We start from the raw sequence: 20,643 nt of genomic DNA, 5'->3' as shown, positions 1-20,643 counted from the left end.
TCGGTACGCTATCGTACGCAGTGAACGGCCTCGCCCGAGGTGACGTAGATGCTGTCGCCCGGCTCCGGGCGGATCGCATGGCCGCCGGTGAAGGCGCCGAAGGATGGCAGGATCATGCGTTCCTGCCCGACCACGAAGCACGGCAGGCGCAGCGCGTCGAAGCGGGTGGCCAGCACGTAGACCGGATGGATGTGGCCGGCCAGTGCGTAGCCAGAGGTATCCAGGTCGGGATGGTGGCAGAAGGCGAAGGGACCGAGCGCATGCGGTTCGTCGACCAGGTCGATGCGCAGGCTCGCTGCCGGGTCGCCCGCGTGGCGGTCGTGGTTGCCGCGCACCAGGGTCAGCTGCAAGTCGCTCCTGCGCTCGCGCCAGGCCAGCATCGCCAGCTGGGTGGCGCTGGCGTGGGCCGCGCGCGCATGCAGGAAGTCGCCCAGGAAGACGATGTGGCGCGCCCCGTGCGCATCGATCAGGGCGTCGAGCCCGAGCAGGTTCTCGGTGGTGGTCCCGCGCGGCACCGGCACGCCCAGCGCACGGAAGGCGGCGGCTTTGCCGAAGTGGATGTCGGCCACGATCAGCATCTTCTCGCCAGGCCAGTACAAGGCCTTCTCAGGCAGCAGCAGGACGGTCTCGCCCGCCACCCGCACCGCTGCGCTACTGGTTTGCACCGTCATGCCGCAGCCGCCTTCTCCAGTTCGCGCACCATGCGCGCCACCCGGTCGGACAGCTTCTCGGTGCTGACCTTTTCGCGGAAGCGCTCGACCATCAGTGCAAAGCCGAAGGGGGTGGCGCGCTTGACTTCGCGGAAGGCGATGCGGCGGCCGTGCAGCTCATCGAGGGTCTCGCGCAGGCGCGTCAGTTCCAGCTCCTGCTCCAGCACCTCGCGCTGGGCTTGCGTCAGCAGCAGGTTGTCGCTGTCGTGCTTGCGGAAGACCTCGAAGAACAGGGACGAGGAAGCCTGCAGCTGGCGGTTCGATTTGGGCTGGCCCGGATAGCCCTGGAACACCAGGCCGGCGATGCGCGCCACTTCGCGAAAGCGCTGCTGCGACAGCTGGGTCGCATTCAAGCTGCCCAGCACGTCTTCTAACAGGAAGTCGGTGCTGAACAGGTCCACTCCAGCACCGGTCTCGGCATCGAACATGCTGGCCCAGTCCACTGGCTCCGGCGCCAGCAGTTCGAAACCGTAGTCGTTGATCGCGATCGAGAAGGTCGACGGCTGCACGCGCCCGATGCGGTAGGCGAACAGCGAGGCCAGGCCCGTGTGCACGGAACGCCCCGCAAAGGCGAACACGAACAGGTGATAGCCCTCGCGGCTCTTCATGCTTTCCAGGACCAGGGTCTCGCTGGTGGGCAGCGCCGACCAGCGGCACTGGATCTCGATCAGCGGTTGAAGCGCCTGCATCTCCGGACTGTCGTAGATGCCTTGCGAAGCGAGGCGCAGTTCTTCCAGCGCCGCGTGGGCCAGCTCCGACGACATCGGCATCTTGGCGCCCTGCCAGCGCGCGATCGCGCCGCGGTTGCTGGTCGCGCGTTTCACGAAGGCCGTCATCTCGTGCACCCGCACGAATTCCAGGATGCGCCCGCCGAACAGGAAGTGGTCGCCCGGCTTCATGCGCGAGATGAAGGATTCCTCGACGCTGCCGATGCGCCCGCCGCTCATGTACTTCACCGAGATGGTCGAGTCGGACACGATGGTGCCGATGCCCATGCGGTGGCGGCGGCCGATGGCCGTATCCGGCACGCGGTAGACGCCCTCCTCGTCCGGCAGCACGCGCCGGTACTCCGGGTAGGCCAGCAGGCTCTGGCCGCCGCGCGCGACGAAGTCGAGCGCCCACTGCCACTCTTCTTCGGTCAGGTTGCGGTAGGACCAGGCGCGCCTGACCTCCTCGAACAGTTCTTCGGAGCGGAAGCCTCCGCCCAGCGCCACCGTCACCAGGTGCTGCACCAGCACGTCGAAGGGCTTGTTCGGCACGTAGCGGCCCTCGATGCGGCGCGCCTCCACCGCTTTTTTCGCGCCGGCCGCCTCCAGCAGTTCCAAGCTGTTGGTCGGCACCAGCGTCACGCGCGAGACCCGCCCCGGCGCGTGGCCGCTGCGACCGGCGCGCTGCAGCAGGCGCGCGATGCCCTTCGCGCTGCCCACCTGCAGCACGCGCTCGACCGGCAGGAAGTCCACGCCCAGGTCGAGGCTGGCGGTGCAGATCACGGCCTTCAGTTCGCCCTTCTTGAGGCCCATCTCGACCCACTCGCGCACTTCGCGGTCGAGCGAGCCGTGATGCAGCGCGATCACGCCGGCCCAGTCGGGGCGTTCGTCGAGGATGTTCTGGTACCAGATCTCGGACTGGGCGCGCGTGTTGGTGAACACCAGCGTGGCCTCGTAGTGCTCGATCTCGCGGATCACGGGCCCCAGCATTTGCAGGCCCATGTGGCCGCCCCAGGGAAAGCGCGCCACGTTCTCGGGGATCAGGCAATCGACCTGGATTTTCTTGCGCAGGTCGCCCTCGACCAATACGCCTTCGTCGCCGCCCAGCAGCACCTGGCGCGCCAGGTCCAGGTTGCCCATGGTGGCGGACACGCCCCAGACCAGCAATTCCGGGCGCCAGTGGCGCAAGCGGGCCAGCGCCAGCTGCACCTGCACGCCGCGCTTGCTGCCCATCAGTTCGTGCCACTCGTCGATGACGATCATGTCGAGGTGCTTGAATTGCTCTGCCGCCGCCGCATGGCTAAGCATCAGGGACAGGCTTTCCGGTGTCGTCACCAGGGCGGCGGGCATCTTGCGGCTCTGGCGCGCGCGCTCGGCCGAACCGGTGTCGCCGGTGCGGGCGCCGATCTCCCACTCCGGCATCAGTACGGCGCTCGACTCCTGCAGCGCGCGCGTGGTGTCGGCGGCCAATGCGCGCATCGGCGTGATCCACAAGACGCGCAGGCCGGACGCTTGCCGGCCGGTCTTCAGGCCCGCACGTTGCAGGGCCGCGAACCAGACCGCGAAGGTCTTGCCGGCGCCGGTGTTCGCGTGCAGCAGGCCGGACTGGCCCTTGAGCGCGGCCTTCCACACGTTGCGCTGGAACGGGAAAGCCGTCCAGCCCCGTTCCACAAACCACGCGTCGATGCGTTCGGATACAGGATTCTTGCTCATGTACCAGCCGCGGCCAGCAGGCCTTTCAGGGTATCGAGGGTATCGGCCTCCTCGACCGGCTTGTCGAGGCGGCGGCGCAGGATGCGCGGGAAGCGCACCGCGATCCCCGCCTTGTGGCGAGTCGACAGGGCGATGCCCTCGAAGCCGATCTCGAACACCATGGTCGGCTTCACCGAACGCACCGGTCCGAACTTCTCGATCGTGGTCTTGCGCACCGCATTGTCCACCTGCTGGATCTCGGCATCGGTCAGGCCCGAATAAGCTTTCGCGAAGGGCACCAGGCGGCGCTCTTCGCCGTCGCCGTCCCAGACCGCGAAGGTGTAGTCGGTGTAGAGCGAAGCGCGCCTTCCGCTGCCGGCCTGGGCGTAGATCAGCACCGCATCCACCGTATAGGGATCGATCTTCCACTTCCACCAGGTGCCGACGTCCTTGGTGCGGCCCACGCCGTACTGGGCGCTCCTCGCCTTGAGCATCATGCCCTCGACGCCGCGCTCGCGCGACTCGGCGCGCAGCGCGGCAAGTGCGTCCCAGCTGTCGGCTTCCACCAGGGGCGACAGGCGCAGCTGCGGTGCGTCGATCGCGGCGACCTCGGTTTCCATCAGCGCGCGCCGCTCGTGCTGGGGCAGCGCGCGCAGGTCGACGCCGTTAAATTCGAGCAGGTCGTAGCAGCACAGCACGGCGGGCAGTTCACCCAGCAGCTTGGCGCTCAGGGTCTTGCGGCCGATGCGCTTCTGCAGGTCCGCGAACGGCGCCGGCGCGTTGCAGCCGGGCTGCCAGATCAGCACCTCGCCGTCGAGCACCGTCCCTTCCGGGATGCGCAGGCTGGCCAGTTCGGGAAAGCGTTCGGTGATCAGGTCTTCGCCGCGCGACCACAGGAAATTCTGGCCGCCGCGCCGCACCAGCTGGGCGCGGATGCCGTCGTATTTCCATTCGACCTGCCAGTCGTCGACTTCGCCCAGGGCGGCTGGCTCGCCCTGCAGCTGGTGCGCCAGGAAGAAGGGATAGGGCTGGCCGCCGCGCAGCTTGTGTTCTTCGTCGGACTGGGCGGCGATCAGTTGCAGGAAGCTGGTGGCCGTGGGTCTGATGGAGTTGTCGGTCCAGCCCATCAGGCGCTGCGCAATCAGCTTGCTGTCGACGGCGGCGATCGCCGCCAGCGCGCGCGTCACCAGCAGACGCGAGACACCGACCCGGAAGCCCCCGCCGATGAGTTTGATGAACAGGAAGCGCTCGCGCCAGTCGAGTTCATCCCAGGCCGCGAACAGCGCTTCACGGATGGTGCCGGGATCGGCGCCGCGCAAGGGGCCGATGCGCCCTTCCATCCATTCCGCCAGCCCGACATCGCTACGCCGGCTCGGGGGCGGCAGGATGTGGGCGATGGTCTCGGCCATGTCGCCCACCGCGTGATAAGACTCGTCGAACAGCCAGTCGTCCAGGCCCGCATATTCGATCGCGTACTGGCGCAGCAGCTTGGTCGGTACCGCCTGCCGCGGCTTGCCGCCGGCGAGGAAGTAGACGGCCCAGGCGGCGTTTTCCGGCGCCGCGTGCGAGAAGTAGGACTGCAGGGCATCGAGCTTGCGCGTGGTGGAGGTGGTCTCGTCGAGTTCGGCGTACAGGCGGGCGAATTCACGCATCTGGCTCTCCCGATGGCTCCTCCTTGGCCGCCTCTTTTGACGCGGCCGCGCCGGCCGGCGGCAGGGCCTCGTCCTCTTCCTCGTCGCCGTACTCGGTATCGAAGCCCTTGGCATCCAGGCCGTTCTGGCACAGCCAGCGCACCATGGTGGGAATAGAACCGTGGGTGACGATCACCTGCTCGGCTTCGGTCGCCTTGATGGCGCTCATCAGGCCGGGCCAGTCGGCATGGTCGGACAACACGAAGCCGCGGTCGACGCCGCGCCGGCGCCGCGCGCCGCGCAGCAGCATCCAGCCGCTGGCGAAGGAATCGCTGTAGTCCCCGAAACGCTTCATCCAGGGCGAGCCGCTGGCCGAGGGCGGCGCGATCACGATCGCGCGGCGCAGAGCGGCTTTCTCGATCTCGCTGACCATCACGGTCTCGGGCAGCTCGACCCCGCCCGCGCGGTACACGCGGTTGAGCGGCTCTACCGCCCCATGGCAGACGATCGGCCCGATCGACGCGTCCAGGCGCGACAGGATGCGCTGGGCCTTGCCGAAGGCATAGGCGAACACCACGCTGCAGCGCCCCTCGTCGGCATTGCGGCGCCACCAGGCGTTGATCTCGTCGATGACCTGCTGTTCCGGGTCCCAGCGGTAGATCGGCAGGCCGAAGGTGGATTCGGTGATGAAGGTATCGCAGCGCACCGGCTCGAAGGGGGCGCAGGTCTTGTCCGGCTCCACCTTGTAGTCGCCCGAGGCGACCCAGACTTCGCCGCCGCACTCCATGCGGACCTGCGCCGAGCCGAGCACGTGGCCGGCCGGGTGCAGTGAGATCGTCACGCCGTTATGAACGATGCTTTCGCCGTACTCCAGGCCCTGCACGTTGATCTCGCCCAGGCGCGAACGCAGCACGTTGACGCCGGGCGCCGCCGACAGGTAATGGCCGTGGCCGTAGCGCGCATGGTCGCCATGGGCATGCGTGATCACGGCCCGGTCCACCGGGCGCCAGGGGTCGATATAAAACCCGCCGGGCACGCAGTACAGCCCCTCTTTCCTGACGACGACCATGTCTCCCATGCAGCCCCTTCGCGGTAAGAGCGCGGCTTTACGCCGGCTCGAGAAAATCGGCCAGGAAGGTACGCGGCTCTTCCTGGTCAACAAATTCCAGCGTCACCTGGTCGCCGGCCACGGCGACGATCACGCCTTCGCCATACTTCGGCGCCTTGGCGCGGCCGCCGACGTCGAACTGCGGTCCCGTCGGCGCCGGCGCCGGCTCGCGGTCGAATTCGTCGTCACGGATCTCGATGCCTTCCGTCAGTGCCAGCGCCGGCGGGTTCAGGCAGTTATCGCACTTGCAGCACTTCTCGAAGCCTTCGACCTCGTCGGCGAAATAGTCCAGCAACAGCTTCCAGCGGCAAAAACCGCTGACTGCGTAGCCTACCATCTGATCGAGGGCCACACGGTCGCGCTCCGCCTTCTGGACATAAATGTCGGCCAGTGCCCCGAACACTTGCGGGTCAGGCTCCTTGTTGGTCAGCAAGTACTCGAGCTTGCGGTTCTGGCGCAGCAGCTTGCCGTCCTTGAGCAGCTTGAGGCAGACCTTGAGCGTGGCTTCGCCGGCTTCCTCCAGCGCGGTTTCGAAGCGCTCGGTGGTGAGCGGCCCCTCTTCCGCCAGTTCGCGCGCCACGGTATAGACCGTCTGCAGTTCGGCCGCGGCCGGATAGTGCTTCATCAGGAAGAACTGCTGGATGCGCTTGTCGTCCTGCAGGAACAGCAGCGTGCACTTCGCATCCAGCCCGTCGCGTCCGGCGCGGCCCGATTCCTGGTAGTAGGACTCGAGGTTGGCTGGAATCTGCAGGTGGATCACGAAGCGGGTATCGCTCTTGTCGATGCCCATGCCGAAGGCGTTGGTGGCGACCATGACGCGGCGTTCGCCGTTCATGAACATGTCCTGGTTCAGCTTGCGATCGGCGGCGCTCAGCTTGCCGTGGTAGATGGTGACCGATTCGCCCGCTTCTTCCAGCACGGCCAGCATTTCCTCGGCCACCTTGACGGTGGCGGCGTAGACGATGCCGACGCCCTCGGTTTCCTGCACCAGCCTGAGCGCCTGGGCCAGCTTCTCCTGCTGGTTGGTGACCTGCACCACGCCGTAGTGCAGGTTGGGTCGGTAGATGCCCGTGTTAATCACGTTCATCCTGGGGCGATTCAGCTGCTTGCGGATGTCGTCCACCACGTCTTCGGTGGCGGTGGCGGTCAGCGCCAGCACCGGCGGCTTGCCGAGCGCGTCGATGGCCGCGGCGATACCGATGTAGGCCGGACGGAAGTCGTGACCCCATTGCGAGATGCAGTGCGCTTCGTCGATGACGATGATGTCGAGCGTGACCTGCTTGAGCACGGCGATGAATTCGGGCGAGACCAGGCGTTCCGGCGTGCAGAACACGATTTCGCAGGCTTCGCTGGCGATCGCCTCCAGCGCCGCCGCTTCTTCTTCCGCGTTCAGGCTGCTATTGACCTGGACCGAACGGATGCCGAGCTCTTCCAGCTTTCCGAGCTGGTCCTTCATTAGCGAAATCAGGGGGGAGACGACGATCGTGATTCCCTCCAGCATCTTGGCGGGAATCTGGTAGCACAGCGACTTGCCGCCGCCGGTAGGCATGATGGCCAGCGTGTCCTTTCCGTCGAGGACGCTGTCGATGACGTGTTGCTGGCCCTCGCGCAGCTGCTCGATGCCGAAGACGGAGCGCAGCAGGCGACGGATGGTGTTGCGGCGCACAGCCAGCAGGCCGCGGTGCAGGAGTTTGGGTTCGTGTCTGGTCATGATAGGGGCTACTCTATGCCCGCCGCATCTGCCCACCTATAGGACGCAGCCTACCTGCTCCGTAGGAGCTCAACCAGAAGGGTAACTTTAGATCGTCGTGACAATGTCACAAGGTTTATTCCTACAAACTCGCGGAGGTTTTGCCGATGGTTACGGAGTGGGCCGATGGCTAAGATGACACCATCACCACTACGAATTCAATCGATCAGGAGTCTCATCATGGCACGCCACCACCCAATGACCTGGACCGCAGTTCACCTGGCACTTGCCAGCGCGGCAACGTGGCTGTTGCTGGAGACCGAAGCGCTCAGCGGAGCCTTGCTCGTCGCGTTTCATTGATCATATAACATGGCTTGCGATGCCGGCGCACTGTAGAGCTGCGCCGCCCCCCGGTTACTGGAGCCGCGTCCTAGTAGCACCAGTAAATAAAAGCGCCACGCTTCCTCACGGGAACGTGGCGCTTTTTCTTGCCTGTTTCAGAGATGTTTATAGAAGAAGGTCGTCGCGCAAAATGCCCCGTCCGGCATGAGCGCATACTTCGGTACGACGCCGGCGCGCTGCCATCCGGCCCGTTCGTAGAGGCGTTCCGCATCCCCACCCGTGACCGTGTCGAGCACCAGCACGGTTTTCCCCTCGCAGCGCGCGACGTCGTCGATGGCCGCCATCAGCGCTTGTGCAATGCCGGCCCGGCGCGCACTGCGGTGCACCAGCATCTTGGCGACGTCGGCACGGTGCGGCTGGTTGTCCGGCATGGCCGTGATCAGCTGCACGGTGCCGAGGATTCTGCCCCCATGGTCTTGCGCGACCAGCAAGGCACGCTCGCCGCGCTCGACACCTTCCGCCACCCCGCGCCAAAAATCCATCGCCCGTTCGCGCGCCAGGGGCAGCATGAAGCTGACCGACGCACCTCCCTCGACGCAATCGACCAGGACATCGGCCAGTCCCTCGACAGCAGCCAGCGCTTCGACGGCGTTCAAACGCCGCACAGTCACGGATTCGCTCATCAATGTCCCCTGCTGGATGGATGGGTCTGCGTTACCAGCGCCACCAGGTAGCGCGCCGGTTTGCCGCTCGTATTCTGAAAGGAGACCGGACGGTCCAGGCGCATGGCCAGGCAGTCGCCCGCAGCCAATTGCCAGCCTTCGTCGCCGGCCGTGATCTGCATCGCCCCCTCGATCATCCAGACCTGCTGCTCGATGCCCGGGGTCGAGGTATCGAAGGCGACCCGCTGGCCGGCCGGGAAAACGACCTCGACCAGCTGGATCGGCGAACGCAGCGCCGGTGACAGGTTGCGGCGGGTGTAGCCGGTGACGGGATCGGTCCATACCGGCTGGTCCGCGGCCCGCGACAGCGGCGACGCTTCGCCGCCATCGCCCTGCGCGAACAGTGAGGCCAGCGTGACGCCCAATGCACTGGCCAGCTTGTCGAGCACGGTGGCGGTCGGGCTGCTCTCGCCGCGCTCGATCAGGGATATGTTCGACCGGCTCACGCCGCTCAGCTCGGCCAGAGCGGCAAGCGACAGGTCGGCCTCCTCACGCAAGGCCTTGACCCGGCGCGCAATCAGTTCGTTGATGTCCATTCATCCATTATAGTGGATTTTTCGTCCTGTAAACTGTCATAGATGAGCAAAATAAAACGCCACCCCCGAAGGGATGGCGTTCCTTTGTGCCGCTAACGCGACTTACGCAGCTTTGGCTTCGATCAGGGTTTCCTCTTCCACCGGCTGGCGCATCAGGTAGTCGAATGCCGCCAGCGATGCCTTGGCGCCCTCGCCCACCGCGATCACGATCTGCTTGAACGGCACGGTGGTCACGTCGCCCGCTGCGAACACGCCCGGGATCGAGGTTTGGCCCTTGGCGTCGACTTCGATCTCGCCATGCGCCGACAGGTCCATCGTGCCCTTCAGCCACTCGGCGTTCGGCACCAGGCCGATCTGCACGAACACGCCTTCCAGGTCGATCTTCTTCACCTCGCCGCTAGTGCGGTCCTTGTAGGACAGGCCGCCCACGATCTTGCCGTCGCCGTGGATCTCGGTCGTCTGCGCCGACTTGATCACGGTGACGTTCTTCAGCGAGTAGAGCTTGCGCTGCAGGACCGCATCGGCACGCAGCTCGGCGCCGAACTCGATCAGGGTCACTTCCTTGACGATACCCGCCAGGTCGATCGCCGCTTCGACGCCCGAGTTGCCGCCGCCGATCACGGCCACGCGCTTGCCCTTGAACAGCGGACCGTCGCAGTGCGGGCAATAAGCCACGCCGTGGTTACGGTATTCGCGCTCGCCCGGCACGTTGATCTCGCGCCAGCGGGCGCCGGTAGCGATGATCACCGACTTCGACTTGAGCACGGCGCCGGTTTCGGTGTGCACTTCGATCAGCTTGCCTTCGACCAGCTTGTTGGCGCGCTGGGTGTTCATGATGTCGACCTCGTAGTGCTTGACGTGCTCTTCCAGGGCGACGGCGAATTTCGGACCATCGGTTTCCTTCATCGAGACGAAGTTCTCGATGGCGAGCGTGTCCAGCACCTGGCCGCCGAAACGGTCGGCCAGCACGCCGGTGCGGATGCCTTTGCGGGCAGCGTAGATCGCCGCGGCCGCGCCGGCAGGACCGCCGCCGACGATCAGGACGTCGAACGGGTCTTTCTGGTTCAGTTCTTTCGCCTTGCGGGCGCCGGCGCCGGTGTCGATCTTCGACAGGATCTCTTCCACGCTGGTGCGGCCCTGGCCGAAGTGCTGGCCGTTCAGGAACATCATCGGTACCGCCATGATCTGGCGCGCTTCGACTTCGCTCTTGAACACGCCGCCGTCGACGGCGACGACCTTGATGCGCGGGTTAATCACCGACATCGCGTTCAGCGCCTGCACCACTTCCGGGCAGTTGTGGCAAGAGAGCGAGATGAAGGTTTCGAATACGTAGTCGCCTTCCAGGTTCCTGATCTGGTCGATCACGGCCTGGTCCAGCTTGATCGGGTGGCCGCCCACCTGCAGCAGCGCCAGTACCAGCGAGCTGAATTCGTGGCCGAGCGGGATGCCGGCGAAGTCGACCGCGACATCGGTGCCGACGCGCTGGATCGAGAACGAAGGCTTGCGGGCATTGCTGCCGTCGGTGCGCACGGTGATCTTGTCGCTCAACGCGGCGATTTCGCGGAGCAGCTCATCCATTTCGCGCGCTTTCGGCGATTCATCCAGCGATGCAACGAGCTCAATCGGCTGCACCACTTTTTCCAGATAGGCTTGCAACTGCTTCTTGAGGGTTGCGTCCAGCATGATGGTTTCCTTGACTATGACGTTATTTGTTAGTGTATGGCGATGCCTGGAATCAAAAACTGATCCCTGAAATGAACCGGGCCGCCACGGCGGCCCGGGACAGTACTACTGAAAGACTACTTAGATCTTGCCGACCAGGTCCAGCGACGGGGTCAGGGTTTCAGCGCCTTCGGTCCACTTGGCCGGGCACACTTCGCCCGGGTGCGATGCGACGTACTGGGCAGCCTTGACCTTGCGCATCAGTTCCGATGCGTCGCGGCCGATGCCGTTGTCGTGCACTTCCATGATCTTGATCTGGCCTTCAGGATTGATCACGAAGGTGCCGCGCAGTGCCATGCCTTCTTCTTCGATCATGACTTCGAAATTGCGCGACAGGGTGCCGGTCGGGTCGCCGATCAGCGGGTAGTTCACTTTCTTGATGGCGTCCGAGGTGTCGTGCCATGCCTTGTGCGCGAAGTGGCTGTCGGTCGACACGCCGTAGACGTTCACGCCCATCTTTGCGAATTCAGGCTGGAAGGCAGCCAGGTCTTCCAGTTCGGTCGGGCAGACGAAGGTGAAGTCCGCCGGGTAGAACATCAGAACCGACCAGGTGCCCTTGAAGTTCTCTTCCGTCAGATCGATGAACTTGCCGTTGCTGTACGCGGTTGCTTTGAACGGCTTGATCTGGGTGTTGATGAGGGACATGTAATCTCCTGTTTTCGGGTGGTTAAAAGATTTGATAGACGCTAGTGTACCGAGCTGAGCGTCTTTTGTGAAATTAATTGATTCGATGCAGTCGATTGATTTTGACTATCGAACAAGTATTCTATCGCCTTCGAAAGCAATAACCGGCCGGCAAGCGGCGCGATCCCCGAAGTGTGGACGAAACGACAGGCGCGCGCAACCCGCGCTTCAATCGAAGCGGGGTGGCGCGCGGGCGGTGTCAGGCGCTGACCGGGGCCGGCGCGGTCTGCTCGCAGGTGGGGAGAATCAGGCTAAAGGTCGAGCCTTCGCCCGGCTTGCTGGTGACGCGCAGTTCGCCGCCATGCGAGATGGCCAGCTGGCGCGAGATGTACAGGCCCAGGCCCAGGCCCTTCGGCTCGCCGTTGCGCGCGCCCCGTTCGTAGGGCTCGAAGATGCGTTCCAGGTCGCTGGCGGCGATGCCCTTGCCTTCGTCGCGCACGTGGATCGACACGGTGTCCTTCGCATACTGCACGCTGACCTCGACCGGCTGGCCTCCGCCGTAGCGCAGCGCGTTGGTCAGCAGGTTGACCACCACCTGCTCGATGCGGAACTCGTCCCAGCAGCCCTGCACGGGCGGGTGCGGCTCCAGCGACAGCTTGCAGCCGGTGGCCGCGGCCTGCAGCGACAGGTCGCTCACCACGCGTTCGAGCAGGTCCATCAGCTCGACCGCGCCCGGGCGGATCGACAGCTGGCCGCTACGCATGCGCGACACGTCCAGCATGTCGTCGATCAGGCGGATCATCGACTTGATCTGGCGTTCGTCGCGCCGGATCATCGCTTCGAACTGGTCCGGCTTGATCGAGGCCAGCGTGCCGCGCTTGAGCTGCAGGCTGCGCATCTGGGTCTCGAGGAACAGGGTGTTGAGCGGCGTGCGCAGCTCGTGGGCCACCAGCGACATGAATTCGTCGCGCATGCGCAGGGAGCGCTGCAGCTCTTCCTGGGTCTGGTGCAGTTCGCGCAGCAGGGTTTCCTGTTCCTGGCGGCTGCGTTCCAGCGCGGCCATCTGGCGCTGCATCTCGCGGCGCTGCTGGTCGAGGGTGACGAAGACGTTCACCTTGCTGCGCACCGCGTCCGAGTCGAGCGGCTTGTACAGGAAATCCACCGCGCCGGTCTCATACCCCTTGAAGGCGTAGTTCAGCTCACGCCCGGCGGCGGACACGAACACGATCGGGATATTGCGGGTGCGTTCCGTTCCGCGCATCAGTTCGGCCAGTTCGAAGCCGTCCATGCCCGGCATCTGGACGTCGAGGATGGCGAGCGCGAAGTCGTGCTGCAGCATCAGGTCCAGCGCCTCGTCGCCCGAGGAAGCCTGGAACACGAGGCGCCCTTCGCCGCGGATCAGGGCGTCGAGCGCGCGCAGGTTTTCCGGCAGGTCGTCGACGATCAGGAGTTTGCTTGGGTCTTGGGCGCTCATGAATGGTTCCTCAGCATGGGAAGCAGTGTCCGGATGCCGGACAGGGGCAGCACGAGATCGGGTGCGCAGCGGCGGATGGCTTCCTCGGGCATCGCGCTGGCCTGGGCTTCATTCGGGTCCTGCACCACGGTCAGGCCGCCGCGTTCGCGGATGTGGCACATGCCGGCCGCGCCATCGTGGTTGGCGCCGGTCAGCAGGATCCCGGCCATCAGGGGACCGTAGGCGTCGGCGCTGGACTCCATCAATACGTCGATTGCCGGACGCGCAAACTGCACCGGCGGCTCGCAGCTGAGCGAGAAGCAACGGTCGCGCTCGACAGACAGATGATAGCCCGAACCGGCGAAATAGATGACGCCGGGCTGGAGCGGCTCCTTGTCGCGCGCCTCGCGCACCGGCAGCGCGGCGCGCAGGTCGAACAGCTCGGCCAGGCGGCTGTCGCGGTCGGCCGGCACGTGCAGGATGCAGACCACGGTCGAATCGTAATTGGCCGGGATCTCCGGCAGCAGGCCGATGAGCGCATCGACGCCGCCGGCCGAGCCGCCGATCACGACCAGCTCGGTGCGGCGGCCGTGCAGGGCTTCCCCGACCTGCTCCAGGGTGCTGACCGGGATGCTCACGCGGTACCCTTGCGGTAGATGCGCTCGCGCCGCAACAGCACGTCGAAGCGCCCGGCGTAGCTGGAGAACTCGATGCTCTCCTTGCTGCCCAGTCCCATGAAGCCGCGGTAGCACAGCGATTCGTGGAACAGGCCCAGCACCCGGTCCTGCAGCTTGCGGTTAAAGTAGATCAGCACGTTGCGGCAGCTGACGAAGTGGGTCTCCGAGAACACGCTGTCGGTGGCCAGGCTGTGGTCGGCGAAGGTCACGTTCTCCGTCAGGCCGCGGTCGAACAGCGCGCCGTCGTAGGCCGCCGTGTAATAGTCGGAGAAGGCGCGCTTGCCGCCCGCCTTCTGGTAGTTCTCGGTGTACTGGCGCATGGCCTCGAGCTTGAATACGCCGCGCCGCGCCGCTTCCAGCGATGCCGGGTTGATGTCGGTGGCGTAGATCAGCGAGCGCTCCAGCAGCCCTTCTTCCTGCAGCAGGATGGCCAGCGAATACACTTCCTCGCCGGTGCTGCAGCCGGCCACCCACAGCTTGAGCGATGGGTAGGTCTTCAGGAACGGGACCACGTGTTCGCGCAGCGCGAGCCAGTATTCCGGGTCGCGGAACATTTCGGTGACGGGAATCGTCAGGTACTGCAGCAGCTGGGCGAAGCCGTCCGGCTCGTGCATGACCTTGGCCTGCAGGGCGGACACGGTCTCGCACTCCATCTCGCGCATCGCCACCAGGATGCGGCGCTTCTGCGACGCGCCGGTGTAGTCGCGGAAGTCGTAGTTGTACTTCAGGTAGACGGCTTCCACGAGCATTTTCAGCTCGATGTCGAAGTCGTCCGGCGGGTTCGGGTCCAGCGGGTTCAAATGCGCTCCAGCGCCGGCATCCACACACGCAGCAGCGAGTACAGGCGGCTCAGGTCAATCGGTTTGGCCAGGTAGTCGTTGGCACCGGCGGCCAGGCACTGCTCCTGGTCGTCCTTCATCGCCTTGGCCGTGATCGCGATGATCGGCAGGCGGTCGAAGCGCCCGTCGGCGCGGATGCGGCGCGTCGCTTCCAGGCCGTCCATACCCGGCATCATCACGTCCATCAGCACCAGGTCGATGCCCGGCACCTCGTCCAGCTTGGCGAGCGCTTCGAAGCCGTTGCGGCCCACTTCGACCTTCGCGCCGCGCGACTCCAGCGCGCTGGTCAGCGCGAACACGTTGCGCACGTCGTCGTCCACCAGCAGGATGGTACGCCCTTCGAACACGCGGTCGCGTCCGCGCACGGCCTTCAGCATCGTCTGGCGCTCGGACGAGAGCTCGCTCTCGACCTTATGCAGGAACAGGGTGACTTCGTCCAGCAGGCGCTCGGGCGAGCGCGCGCCCTTGATGATGATCGAGCGCGAATACTTGAGCAGCTCGGCCTCTTCGTCGCGCGTCAGGTTGCGGCCGGTGTACACGATCACCGGCGGGAAGGAACACAGCTCCTCGATCGACATGCGCTCGAGCAGCTCCCTGCCCTGCATGTCGGGCAGCTTGAGGTCGATGATCATGCAGTCGAAGATCTGCGCTTTGAGCAGGCCGAGTGCTTCGCCTCCGGTACCCACCGCGGCGATCTCGACGTCGGCATCGGCGATCAGCTTCACCACGCTCTCGCGCTGGCGCTCATCGTCCTCGACCAGCAGCACGCGCTTGATCTTCTGGCTCGATTTCTCCTGCAGCTTGCGGAACACTTCTTCCAGCTGCTCGCGCGAGGTGGGTTTCAGGGCATAGCCGATCGCGCCCAGGTGCAGGGCTTCGCCGCCGTTCTCGATGCTCGACACGATGTGCACCGGGATGTGGCGGGTGGCCGGGTTGTCCTTCAGCTGCTGCAGCACCGACAGGCCGGAACTGTCCGGCAGGCGGATGTCGAGCAGCACCGCATCCGGCTTCTGGGTCGCGGCCAGCGCCAGGCCTTCGCCCGCGGTCAGGGCCACCAGGCAGCGGTAGTCGAGTTCGTGCGCCAGGTCGAACAGGATGCGTGCGAATTCGGGTTCGTCCTCGATCACCAGCACCGTGCGCTTGCCCGTGCCCGCCTCGTCGCGGTCGTCGGCGAAGCTGGCCGGCGGCTCGCTCACGGCCGGCGCAGGCGCAGTCGACGCCGCCAGCGCCGGAGTGGCCGCCGGCAGCGGCTTGGCCGCCGACAGCACCGGTGCGGCCGGCGGGGTCGCCGCCACCGCGCCGCTGCGCGGCAGGCTCAGGGTGAACAGGCTGCCCTCGCCCGGATTGCTCGACACGTTCAGGGTACCGCCCAGCAGGCTGGTGAGGTCGCGCGAGATCGACAGGCCCAGGCCGGTGCCGCCGAAGCGGCGGCTGGTGGTGCCGTCGGCCTGGTGGAAGGCATCAAAAATCTTTTCCTGCTGGTCCGGGGCGATGCCGATGCCGGAGTCGCGCACGCCGAACTGCACCCAGCCTTCCGGCGTCACGCCCACCGTCATGGCGACGCTGCCGCGGTCGGTGAACTTCACGGCGTTGGACAGCAGGTTCTTGAGGATCTGCTCCACGCGCTGGCGGTCGGTATTGATCGCGGCCGGCACGTTCGGATCGATGCTGATGCTGAACTCGAGCGATTTCTGGCGCGCCAGCGGCTCGAAGCTGCGCGCCAGGCCCTCGACCATGCGGCGCAGCGGCACGTCTTCCGGCACCAGTTCGAGCTTGCCTGCCTCGACCTTCGAGATGTCGAGGATGTCGTTAATCAGGTGCAGCAGGTCGTTGCCGGCCGAGTAGATGGTCTGGGCGAAGCGCACCTGTTCGTCGTTCAGGTTGCCGGCCGCGTTATCGGCCAGCAGCTTGGCCAGGATCAGCGAGCTGTTGAGCGGCGTGCGCAGCTCGTGCGACATATTGGCCAGGAACTCGGACTTGTAGCGGCTGGCACGCTCCAGTTCGAGGGCGCGCTGGCGCAGCTCTTCCTGGGCGCCGGTGAGGGCCGCGTTCTTCATGTCGAGGTTCAAGGCCTGTTCGGCCAGCTGGTCGTTGGTGGCGCGCAGCTCGGACTGCTGGTTCTCCAGCGCGCTCTGCGACTCTTCCAGCGCGCGCGACTGCTCTTCCAGCTCCTCGTTGGCGGTACGCAGTTCTTCCTGCTGCACCTGCAGTTCCTCGTTCAGGGTCTGGGTCTCTTCCAGCGCATGCTGCAGGCGCAGGCGGTACAGCACGGCCGCCATCGAGGCCCCGACCGCCGGGGCGATCAGCTCCATGAACTCGCGGTCGCGCGCAGTCACCGGATGCAGGAAGCCGATCTCGATCACGCCTTTGATCTTGCCGTGGTTGTGCACAGGTGCGATCAAGAGTTCGCGCGGGGGCGACTCGCCCAGCGACGAAGACACCTTGATGTAGCCCGGCGGCAGGTCACGCAGCACCAGTACCCGGTTCTCGGTAACGGCGCGGCTGGCCAGCGAATCACCCGGCATGATGACCTGGGCGTCGTCGGCCTTGTCGTAGGCGAAGCCATAGGCGCCGATGCGGCGCAGGACGCCGTCTTCGCCGTTGACGTACATGGCTGCGACCAGACCGTCCAGGTAGCGCGTCAGGTGGCCCAGTACGGTGTCGGCCAGCGGTTCCAGCGAGTGGATACCGGAGCTCAGCGCCGCCAGTTCGGTCTGGCCGGAACGCAGCCAGTCCTGGTGGCGCAGCTGGGCATTGTGTTCGGCCTCGTGCTCGAGCGTCTCCTGGTAGGAATTCGACAGGCTGACCAGCTGGCGGCGGCCGAACAGGGCCAGGCCGATGCCGACCAGCAGGCTCAGGACCAGGAAGCTGACCACCGACCAGGTGGTAACGCGGCGCGCCGCGTCGTTGCGCTCCTGCAGCAGGCGGCGCTCGGCGTCGAGGAAGAGCTGGAAGGTGTTGCGGATGTCGTCCGTCAGGTTCTTGCCGCGGCCCGAGCGCACCGGCGTGACCACGTCGCCGTCGGCGCGCCGCACCCTGATCATCTCGTTGGCGAATGCTTCCCACTGGGTCTGCGCCGACTGCACCCGGCGCACGCGGTCGGTCTGGACCTGGTTGTCATCCACCAGGCGGCCGAGGTCGCGCAAGCCGTCCTGCATGCGCTGGCGCGCCAGCTGGTAGGGCGACAGGAAAGCCTCGTCGCCGGCGATCAGGTAGCCGCGCATGCCCGTCTCCATTTCGGCGGACAGCTTGCTGACTTCCTGGGCCTGGCCGATCACCCGCTCCGAGTGCTCGACCCAGTTCAGGACATTGATCAGGTAAGCGATGATGCCGACGAAGACGATCGCCGTCACGACGCTCAGCGCCAGGGGCAGGGCCACATTGCGGGTCAGAATGCGGCGAAACTGTGAATTATCGATGGATGGGCCGGGCATGCGTGACGAAAAGTGAGGAAAAAATATCCTAAGTGTAATGCATTGACCCGTTTTCCCTTCACACAATTGAATGCATTAAAAACATCTCAATTGACGCATTGAAAATACATTTTCACAAATCTAGCTGGGCAGGTGTTTCGCCAGGTGGGGCGCGGTGCGGCTGGCGCGGCAGGCCGCGACTTCTTGCGGCGGCCCGGCGCAGATCAGCTTGCCGCCTTCGTCGCCGGCGCCCGGCCCGACGTCGATCACCCAATCGCAGCCCGCGACCACCCGCATGGTGTGCTCGACTACGATCACCGTATTGCCGGCATCGACCAGGCGGTTCAGCTGGACCACCAGGCGGTCGGCGTCGCGCGGATGCAGGCCGGTAGTCGGCTCGTCCAGCACGTACAGCGTGTTGCCGCGGCCGGCGCGCTGCAGCTCAGCCGCCAGCTTGATGCGCTGCGCCTCGCCGCCCGACAGTTCGGTCGCCGGCTGGCCAAGGCGCAGGTAGTCCAGACCCACCTCGCTCAGCACGCCCAGGGCGCGCTCCACCAGCGCTTCACCCTCGAAGAAGGCGATCGCCTCGCCCACGGTCATGCCCAGCACCTCGGCGATGTTCTTGCCGCGGTAGCGCACCTCGAGGGTCTTGGCGTTATAGCGCGCGCCTTCGCAGGTCGGGCACGGCGCATACACGCTGGGCAGGAACAGCAGCTCGACCATGACGAAGCCCTCGCCCGCGCAGTGCTCGCAGCGGCCCTTGGCCACGTTGAAGGAAAAGCGGCCGGCATCGTAGCGGCGTTTCTTCGCGTCCGGCGTGGCGGCGAACAGTTTGCGTACCTGGTCGAACAGGCCGGTGTAGGTCGCCAGGTTGGAGCGCGGGGTGCGGCCGATTGGCTTCTGGTCGACCCGCACCATGCGCCGCACCTGGTCCATGCCGGCCACGATGCGCCCTTCCAGCGGCAGCGCGGTTTCCTGTTCCAGCCCGGCTTCGTCGGTATCAGGCGTCTCGGCCTCCGGCGCGGCCTGGCCGAGGGCGGCGCCGACCAGCTCCACCAGCACCTGGCTGACCAGGCTCGATTTGCCGGAACCGGAGACGCCGGTGACGGCGCTCAATACGCCGAGCGGGAACTCCGCCGAGATGCCGTCCAGGTTATTGCGGCGCACGCCTTCCAGGCGCAGCCAGCCGCTCGGCTGGCGCAGCGCGCGCTGTTCCAAGGGCGCCTCATTGAACAGGTAGCGGCGGGTCTCTGACTCCTTCACGCGCTTCAGGCCATCCGGTTCGCCGCTGTACAGCACCTGGCCGCCCTTCTCCCCCGCTGCCGGCCCGACGTCCACGATCCAGTCGGCCTCGCGGATCACGTCGAGCGCGTGCTCGACCACGAACAGCGAATTGCCCGCAGCTTTGAGCTGCGCGAGCGCATCGAGCAGGGCCTCGGTGTCGACCGGGTGCAGGCCGGCCGAGGGCTCGTCCAGCACGTAGACCACGCCGAACAGGTTGGAGCGCACCTGGGTCGCCAGGCGCAGGCGCTGCAGCTCGCCCGGCGACAGCGTCGGCGTGCTGCGCTCCAGCGCCAGGTAGCCCAGGCCCAGGTCGAGCAGCACGCCGAGGCGCGCGCATAGGTCCTGGGCGATGCGCTGGGTGACGATCATCTGTTCCGGGTGCGCCTTCGCGCGCGACTTGTCATTGGCCGCCTTGCCCGACGCATAGGGTTTCAAGAGATCGGCGAGTCGCGCCAGCGGCATGCGCGACAGTTCCATGATGTCGATGCCGGCAAAGGTCACCGACAGCGCTTCCCGGCGCAGGCGCTTGCCGCGGCACATCGGGCATTCGGTACTGACCATGTAGCGCGCCACGCGCTTCTTCATCGAGGCGCTTTCGGTATTGGCGAAGGTCTGCAGCACGTAGCGGCGCGCACCGGTAAAGGTGCCCTGGTAGCTGGGCGTTTCCTTGCGCCGCAGCGCCGCTTTGGTTTCCTTCGGCGTCAGGCCGGCGTACACCGGCACCGTGGGCGTCTCGTCGGTGAACAGGATCCAGTCGCGGTCCTTCTTGGGCAGGTCGCGCCAGGGCGTATCGACGTCATAGCCCATGGTGACCAGGATGTCGCGCAGGTTCTGGCCGTGCCAGGCCGGCGGCCAGGCCGCCACCGCGCGTTCGCGGATGGTGAGGGTATCGTCCGGCACCAGCGACTTCTCGGTCACCTCATACACCCGGCCCAGGCCGGAGCATTCGGGACAGGCGCCTTCCGGCGTGTTCGGCGAAAACGACTCCGCGTACAGCAGCTCCTGGCCGGCCGGATAGTCGCCGGCACGCGAGTACAGCATGCGCAGGGAATTCGACAGCGTGCTGACGCTGCCGACCGAGGAGCGCGCAGTGGGCGAGCCGCGCTGCTGCTGCAGGGCGACCGCGGGCGGCAGGCCGTCGATCTCGTCGACCTCGGGCACCGGCATCTGGTGGAACAGGCGGCGCGCATAAGGCGAGACCGATTCCAGGTAGCGCCGCTGGGCTTCCGCATACAGGGTGCCGAAGGCAAGCGAGGACTTGCCCGAGCCGGACACGCCGGTGAACACCACCAGGCTGCCCCTTGGGATGTCGACGTCGACGTCCTTGAGGTTGTGTTCGCGGGCGCCGCGCACCCTGACGTAACCCGCCCGGCTCTCGCCGGCGTGCGCGCTGCTGTGTTCATGCTGCGTTGGCTTGTGGCGCATGGCTTCCCCGGCATCGTCAACTCGAAGCGCCCATTTCAGCCTACGCAGGAGAAATTGACTGTGCGCTT

The 20,643-nt window shown here is 65.9% G+C and carries 14 protein-coding genes; all 14 read right to left on the bottom strand.

The genetic code is table 11. The features are described from left to right. Positions 1–8: 8 nt before the first annotated feature. The gene (gene pdeM, locus GV068_RS22195) at positions 9–671 is read right to left on the bottom strand and encodes a ligase-associated DNA damage response endonuclease PdeM (RefSeq protein ID WP_159703066.1); all 663 of its coding nucleotides are present in this window, start codon (positions 669–671) and stop codon (positions 9–11) included. After that, entirely contained in the window at positions 668–3,130 is a 2,463-nt protein-coding gene (locus GV068_RS22190) for a ligase-associated DNA damage response DEXH box helicase (RefSeq protein WP_159703063.1), read from the bottom strand. The genes pdeM and GV068_RS22190 overlap by 4 nt, the downstream gene beginning before the upstream one ends. Beyond that, on the bottom strand, positions 3,127–4,761 hold the full coding sequence (locus tag GV068_RS22185) for an ATP-dependent DNA ligase (RefSeq protein WP_159703060.1): 1,635 nt from the start codon (positions 4,759–4,761) through the stop codon (positions 3,127–3,129). Before GV068_RS22185 ends, GV068_RS22190 begins: the two co-directional genes overlap by 4 nt. Then, the gene (locus GV068_RS22180) at positions 4,754–5,818 is read right to left on the bottom strand and encodes a ligase-associated DNA damage response exonuclease (protein WP_159703057.1); all 1,065 of its coding nucleotides are present in this window, start codon (positions 5,816–5,818) and stop codon (positions 4,754–4,756) included. Before GV068_RS22180 ends, GV068_RS22185 begins: the two co-directional genes overlap by 8 nt. Before the next feature lie 28 nt (positions 5,819–5,846). Then, positions 5,847–7,559: an ATP-dependent DNA helicase RecQ gene (locus GV068_RS22175; RefSeq protein WP_159703054.1), complete on the bottom strand. Its 1,713-nt coding sequence runs from the start codon at positions 7,557–7,559 to the stop codon at positions 5,847–5,849. 476 nt (positions 7,560–8,035) lie between these two features. Further along, the gene (locus tag GV068_RS22170; RefSeq protein WP_159703051.1) at positions 8,036–8,563 is read right to left on the bottom strand and encodes a GNAT family N-acetyltransferase; all 528 of its coding nucleotides are present in this window, start codon (positions 8,561–8,563) and stop codon (positions 8,036–8,038) included. Further along, entirely contained in the window at positions 8,563–9,138 is a 576-nt protein-coding gene (locus tag GV068_RS22165; RefSeq protein WP_159703048.1) for an XRE family transcriptional regulator, read from the bottom strand. Before GV068_RS22165 ends, GV068_RS22170 begins: the two co-directional genes overlap by 1 nt. Before the next feature lie 102 nt (positions 9,139–9,240). Next, positions 9,241–10,821 carry an alkyl hydroperoxide reductase subunit F gene (gene ahpF / locus GV068_RS22160; protein ID WP_159703045.1) on the bottom strand — a complete coding sequence of 527 codons (1,581 nt, stop codon included), beginning with the start codon at positions 10,819–10,821 and terminating at the stop codon, positions 9,241–9,243. Positions 10,822–10,941: 120 nt separating this feature from the next. Further along, a complete protein-coding gene (gene ahpC, locus GV068_RS22155) occupies positions 10,942–11,505 on the bottom strand; it encodes an alkyl hydroperoxide reductase subunit C (protein WP_159703042.1) in 564 nt (187 codons plus the stop codon). A gap of 238 nt (positions 11,506–11,743) precedes the next feature. Next, positions 11,744–12,958: a hybrid sensor histidine kinase/response regulator gene (locus GV068_RS22150; RefSeq protein WP_159703039.1), complete on the bottom strand. Its 1,215-nt coding sequence runs from the start codon at positions 12,956–12,958 to the stop codon at positions 11,744–11,746. After that, the gene (locus GV068_RS22145; RefSeq protein ID WP_229464414.1) at positions 12,955–13,575 is read right to left on the bottom strand and encodes a chemotaxis protein CheB; all 621 of its coding nucleotides are present in this window, start codon (positions 13,573–13,575) and stop codon (positions 12,955–12,957) included. Before GV068_RS22145 ends, GV068_RS22150 begins: the two co-directional genes overlap by 4 nt. Beyond that, positions 13,572–14,363 carry a protein-glutamate O-methyltransferase CheR gene (locus GV068_RS22140; protein ID WP_159705412.1) on the bottom strand — a complete coding sequence of 264 codons (792 nt, stop codon included), beginning with the start codon at positions 14,361–14,363 and terminating at the stop codon, positions 13,572–13,574. The genes GV068_RS22145 and GV068_RS22140 overlap by 4 nt, the downstream gene beginning before the upstream one ends. Before the next feature lie 47 nt (positions 14,364–14,410). Further along, the gene (locus GV068_RS22135; RefSeq protein ID WP_159703036.1) at positions 14,411–17,887 is read right to left on the bottom strand and encodes a response regulator; all 3,477 of its coding nucleotides are present in this window, start codon (positions 17,885–17,887) and stop codon (positions 14,411–14,413) included. 120 nt (positions 17,888–18,007) lie between these two features. After that, positions 18,008–20,575: an excinuclease ABC subunit UvrA gene (locus tag GV068_RS22130; RefSeq protein ID WP_159703033.1), complete on the bottom strand. Its 2,568-nt coding sequence runs from the start codon at positions 20,573–20,575 to the stop codon at positions 18,008–18,010. Positions 20,576–20,643 lie beyond the last annotated feature (68 nt).

This window comes from Massilia sp. 9I, assembly GCF_902506415.1.
GTDB lineage: Bacteria > Pseudomonadota > Gammaproteobacteria > Burkholderiales > Burkholderiaceae_D > Telluria.
This window is presented reverse-complemented; position numbering and strand designations above follow the sequence as displayed.